The sequence below is a fragment of the Pantoea sp. 22096 genome (genome assembly GCF_052045955.1).
Taxonomy (GTDB): domain Bacteria; phylum Pseudomonadota; class Gammaproteobacteria; order Enterobacterales; family Enterobacteriaceae; genus Pantoea; species Pantoea alfalfae.
In genome coordinates this window covers 1-4,981 of sequence record NZ_JBQEPW010000014.1, presented here as the reverse complement: position 1 = coordinate 4,981, position 4,981 = coordinate 1, and the positions used below count along the sequence as shown (strand labels likewise).

Annotated in this window: 5 protein-coding genes, 4 tRNA genes and 1 rRNA gene; 9 read left to right on the top strand and 1 reads right to left on the bottom strand. The window is 52.0% G+C overall.

What is annotated here, in order from left to right; translation table 11 throughout:
- The 3 genes from rrf to birA all read left to right on the top strand — a co-directional run.
- Positions 1-91: ribosomal RNA gene (gene rrf, locus ACTJKZ_RS21160) — 5S ribosomal RNA — on the top strand; the annotation flags it as partial.
- Positions 92-241: 150 nt separating this feature from the next.
- Positions 242-1,279: a UDP-N-acetylmuramate dehydrogenase gene (murB, locus tag ACTJKZ_RS21155; RefSeq protein ID WP_440830015.1), complete on the top strand. Its 1,038-nt coding sequence runs from the start codon at positions 242-244 to the stop codon at positions 1,277-1,279.
- Entirely contained in the window at positions 1,276-2,235 is a 960-nt protein-coding gene (gene birA / locus ACTJKZ_RS21150; protein WP_161736985.1) for a bifunctional biotin--[acetyl-CoA-carboxylase] ligase/biotin operon repressor BirA, read from the top strand. The genes murB and birA overlap by 4 nt, the downstream gene beginning before the upstream one ends.
- A 42-nt stretch (positions 2,236-2,277) precedes the next feature.
- Here the strand turns inward: birA and coaA are convergent, their stop codons facing one another.
- Complete coding sequence (gene coaA / locus ACTJKZ_RS21145; RefSeq protein WP_161736986.1) at positions 2,278-3,225, bottom strand: type I pantothenate kinase; 948 nt, start codon at positions 3,223-3,225, stop codon at positions 2,278-2,280.
- Positions 3,226-3,579: 354 nt separating this feature from the next.
- Between coaA and ACTJKZ_RS21140 the strand changes: the two genes are divergently transcribed.
- From ACTJKZ_RS21140 to ACTJKZ_RS21115, 6 genes are all read left to right on the top strand, one after another.
- Positions 3,580-3,750, top strand: coding sequence for a hypothetical protein (locus ACTJKZ_RS21140; protein WP_440830014.1), 171 nt, complete (start codon positions 3,580-3,582; stop codon positions 3,748-3,750).
- A gap of 237 nt (positions 3,751-3,987) precedes the next feature.
- Positions 3,988-4,063: transfer RNA gene (locus ACTJKZ_RS21135), tRNA-Thr, on the top strand.
- An 8-nt stretch (positions 4,064-4,071) separates the two neighbouring features.
- Positions 4,072-4,156, top strand: a tRNA-Tyr gene (locus tag ACTJKZ_RS21130).
- 190 nt (positions 4,157-4,346) lie between these two features.
- A tRNA-Gly gene (locus ACTJKZ_RS21125) sits at positions 4,347-4,421 on the top strand.
- A 5-nt stretch (positions 4,422-4,426) separates the two neighbouring features.
- A tRNA-Thr gene (locus tag ACTJKZ_RS21120) sits at positions 4,427-4,502 on the top strand.
- A gap of 108 nt (positions 4,503-4,610) precedes the next feature.
- Positions 4,611-4,981 (top strand): GTP-binding protein (locus ACTJKZ_RS21115; RefSeq protein ID WP_440830013.1); only part of this gene is annotated, 371 nt, incomplete at its 3' end.

Here is a 4,981-nt window from a genome sequence, read left to right as displayed (position 1 = left end):
CACCTGACCCCATGCCGAACTCAGAAGTGAAACGCCGTAGCGCCGATGGTAGTGTGGGGCCTCCCCATGCGAGAGTAGGGAACTGCCAGGCATCAAATAAGTGAAAAAGCCCCGCACGCGAGTGCGGGGCTTTTTTACGTCTGCAGATCGTGAAAAACCGCACCATAATCTCCGAAAACAGCCTGAGAACCCCTCTCTGATACGGTAAACTACGGCCAGATAACTCAGTAAAGGCCGTCAAATGTCCAGCCAGCATCCTTCCTTAAAAGCCGACAATACGCTTGGGCTTGAAGTACACACACAAAAACGCATCGTCGCAGAGACGCCAGCCGCCATTCTGGCCGCATGGCAGGATAGCCAGCGTAATCAAACACCTTTCCTTGTGCTCGGTGAAGGCAGTAATGTCCTCTTCCTGGAGGATTTTGCCGGTACCGTAGTGCTGAATCGCATCAAAGGCGTCAAAATTCAGGATGAATTTGAGTGCTGGAAGTTGCATGTCGGGGCAGGTGAGAACTGGCATCAGCTGGTTAAGAGTACGCTGGAAAAAGGGATTACCGGCCTGGAAAACCTGGCGTTGATCCCTGGGATGACCGGCTCGGCACCGATTCAGAACATTGGCGCCTATGGTGTGGAATTAAAAGATGTCTGCGAATATGTGGATGTACTTAACCTGCACAGTGGTGAGACAGAACGTCTCAATCGTGAAGCCTGTGAATTTGGCTATCGTGACAGCATTTTTAAACATCGCTACCAGTCAGGCTATGTCATCGTCGCGGTCGGGATAATATTGCCTAAGCAATGGCAGCCCGTATTAACCTATGGCGACCTGAAAACGCTTAACCCGGTGACAGCCAATGCCTGGGATGTCTATCACGCGGTATGCCAGATGCGGCAGAGCAAATTACCGGATCCGAAAGTCACCGGTAATGTCGGCAGCTTCTTTAAAAACCCGGTCGTCACCGAGGCGCAGCGTAGCTCTCTGCTGACCCATTTCCCTGCGATGCCACACTATCTGATGCCAGATGGTGAAACCAAGCTGGCCGCAGGGTGGCTTATCGATCAGTGTCAGCTGAAGGGGTATCGCATCGGCGGTGCCGCCGTTCACCAGCAACAGGCTCTGGTACTGATTAACGCTGACCATGCCACACCTGAGGATATCGTTGCGCTGGCAAAAACTGTGCGCGCCCGGGTAGGTGAAAAATTTGATGTCTGGCTTGAGCCCGAAGTCCGCTTTATTCAGGCGCAAGGTGAATGCAATGCTGTCGGGGTGATCGTATGAAAGACCACAGTGTCCCGCTCAAACTGGTCGATATTTTATCTGATGGTGAGTTTCATTCTGGCGAGCAGCTGGGCGACACACTGGGCATGAGTCGTGCCGCCATCAATAAGCACATCCAGACACTAAAAAGCTGGGGTCTTGACGTCTATACCGTGACAGGGAAAGGCTATAGCCTCTCTGCCCCAATACAGCTGCTGGATGAGCAGGCAATTCTGTCACAGGTGAAGCAGGGTCATGTCTCGGTTATACCGGTGATTGATTCCACAAATCAGTATCTGCTGGAACGCATGCATGACATGCCGTCTGGCACCGCCTGCATAGCAGAATACCAGCAGGCAGGTCGTGGCCGTCGTGGTCGTCAATGGTTCTCTCCTTTTGGTGCCAACCTCTACATGTCCATGTACTGGCGTCTTGAGCAGGGTCCGGCTGCGGCGATGGGTCTTAGTCTGGTCATCGGCATTGTTATGGCTGAAACATTACGTTCACTCGGTGCCGATGATGTCCGGGTAAAGTGGCCCAATGACATTTACCTCAACGATCGGAAACTGGCAGGTATTCTGGTCGAACTGACCGGCAAAACCGGTGATGCTGCGCAGATCGTTATGGGGGCGGGCATCAACCTGGCGATGCGGACAGCGGATGCTTCACAGATTAATCAGGGCTGGATTAATCTGCAGGAGGCCGGAGTAAGCGTGAACCGCAATGAGCTGGCAGCCCGTCTGATCAACAGCCTGCGCGAGGCCCTGCCGCTGTTTGAGCAGGAGGGATTAACTGCCTTTATCTCGCGCTGGGCGGCACTGGACAATTTTATTAACCGGCACGTTAAGCTGCTCATCGGCGAACGTGAAGTGCATGGTATTGCACGGGGCGTCGACAGCCAGGGTGGTTTATTACTGGAGCAGGATGGCGAAATAAAAGCCTGGGTGGGTGGGGAAATATCACTGCGTCCTGTCTGATTAAAAAAGCCTGCACTGATGCAGGCTTTTTTATGACCGCGGTTATTTACGCAGGCGAACCTTGTCGACCGCATGATCGCCACTTTTGGTCATGATCAGGCTGGCCCTTTCACGCGTCGGCAGGATATTTTCCTGCAGGTTGAGCCAGTTAATCTCTTTCCATAGATTACCCGCTATCTCAACCGCTTCTGCCTCTGAGAGCTGGGCGTAATGGTGGAAGTAGGAGTCTGGATCGGTAAAGGCACCCTGACGGAATTTCAGGAATCGATTGATATACCAGCTTTGCAGAAGGTCTTCCTCTGCATCTACATAGATAGAGAAGTCAACGAAGTCCGAAACAAAGACGTGATGGGGGTCATGGGGATAGTCCATGCCGCTCTGTAATACGTTCAGACCTTCCAGAATAAGAATATCTGGCTGCTGTATCACTTTATCGCCGTCAGGGATGACATCATAAATCAGGTGCGAATAGACCGGGGCGGTCACCTGACTGGCTCCGGATTTTAAGTCGGAAACGAAATTGACCAGCCGGTGCATATCATAAGATTGCGGGAAGCCTTTTTTCTTCATTAAGCCACGCTCTTTCAGCACGGCATTAGGGTGAAGGAAGCCATCCGTCGTGATCAATTCCACTTTACGATGTTCAGGCCAGCGGCTGAGCAACGCCTGCAGTACACGCGCAGTCGTACTCTTACCGACCGCGACGCTCCCCGCAATACTAATGATATAGGGGATTTTCTGGCTATTTGTGCCCAGAAATTGCTCCAGTACCGCCTGCCGACGAACGTTAGAGCTGATATAGAAATTAAGCAGACGCGAAAGGGGCAGATAAATTTCTGCGACTTCCTCCAGCGAAAGATCTTCGTTGATGCCCTTGAGCTGCGCGATCTCTTCCTCTGACAGCGTCATCGGCACAGAATCACGTAATGCAGCCCACTGCTCACGAGTGAACTCCAGATAAGGCGTTGTCAGGGGGGGTGTTTTATTCATAAGCATGCATCTGACCGCAAATTCATTACTATCAACCGCGTGTTAGCCGATAAGCAGGACAGTACGGGTGAAGTGAGTCACGAATCGCTGGTTTATCAGTGAGAACAATGGGCTGGAGGGTATCACCAGTATGGCTTTCAACAGAAGTAAAAAGATAGAGGCGATCTCGCTTTCGTCGGCATACCCACAAAACGTTACGATAGTCGCTGTTTTCACCGATCCGGGGTTGTTTATTATCTTACCGCGCCTCACAGCCACTGGGTGGCGTTAATCCCCTTATCCGACTACAGGCCTGGCTTGAGGGCGTAAACGCGGGAGAGGAGGACACAGAAGGGCGGGGAAAGACAAAACCCGATGCCGGACGACATCCCCGGCAAAACCGTCTGCCCTTCTGAGACCGTTCGTAACGGTGGTGCCAAAAAAGCGGTTTATTTGGTCGCAAAGCGGCTCCATTTTCTGCTGAAGCGCGACGGTGAACAAAAAAATGATGCAGAGTGGTTCAAAAAAGCATCACTCAGTGCGTAAAGGCAAAATAAAGGCGTGGGCCGTGGATCATTTATCTGCCCGAAAGAGCGCTTTCGCACGGAGTGAAGCGTCGGTCAGAACCGGCTGAGCCGGTAAAAACAGGGCCGGATTGCACAAATATTCTGCAAAAAATCGCGAAAATGCGACGATTTGCACAAATAGTAAGCGATAGAAAAAAATATGCGATTTTTTAGTTGCATCCGACGCCCGACCTTCCTAGAATGCGCACCACTTGATGCCGGCTTAGCTCAGTTGGTAGAGCAACTGACTTGTAATCAGTAGGTCACCAGTTCGATTCCGGTAGCCGGCACCAATCAAGTAGGTGGGATTCCCGAGCGGCCAAAGGGAGCAGACTGTAAATCTGCCGTCACAGACTTCGAAGGTTCGAATCCTTCTCCCACCACCATCTCAGCCTCACGGTTGAGTACAGATAGACAACCTGTTTATCTGTCAGGTGAGTCATTTATCACCCTGAATTCAGACTGAGCGTTAGCGAAGTCAAAGCCGGTCAGCTTCGCTGGCAGGCAGTAGATAACAGAGAGTCATTCTCTGTTTTCTGCAAGCTACAGAAAGAACAGGTAGCCGAGTTCCAGGATGCGGGCATCGTATAATGGCTATTACCTCAGCCTTCCAAGCTGATGATGCGGGTTCGATTCCCGCTGCCCGCTCCAGATGTGCTGATATGGCTCAGTTGGTAGAGCGCACCCTTGGTAAGGGTGAGGTCCCCAGTTCGACTCTGGGTATCAGCACCACTTCCTTTAATCTCCCTCCTGATTTTCTCTGTAACTTCCTTGCAGTCAGGCATTGCCTGGTTAATGTGATGATATCATTGATATATCCGTGTCTTAGAGGGACTAGCGATGGCTAAAGAGCAATTTCAACGTAACAAACTGCACGTAAACGTGGGCACCATCGGTCACGTTGACCACGGTAAAACCACCCTGACTGCAGCTATCACTACCGTACTGGCTAAAACCAACGGCGGCCAGGCGCGTGCATTCGACCAGATCGACAGCACCCCTGAAGAAAAAGCCCGCGGTATTACCATCAACACCGCACACGTTGAGTATGAGACTGCTTCACGTCACTACGCTCACGTTGACTGCCCAGGTCACGCCGACTATGTGAAAAACATGATCACCGGTGCTGCGCAGATGGACGGCGCGATCCTGGTTGTTGCTGCGACTGATGGCCCGATGCCACAGACCCGTGAGCACATCCTGCTGGGTCG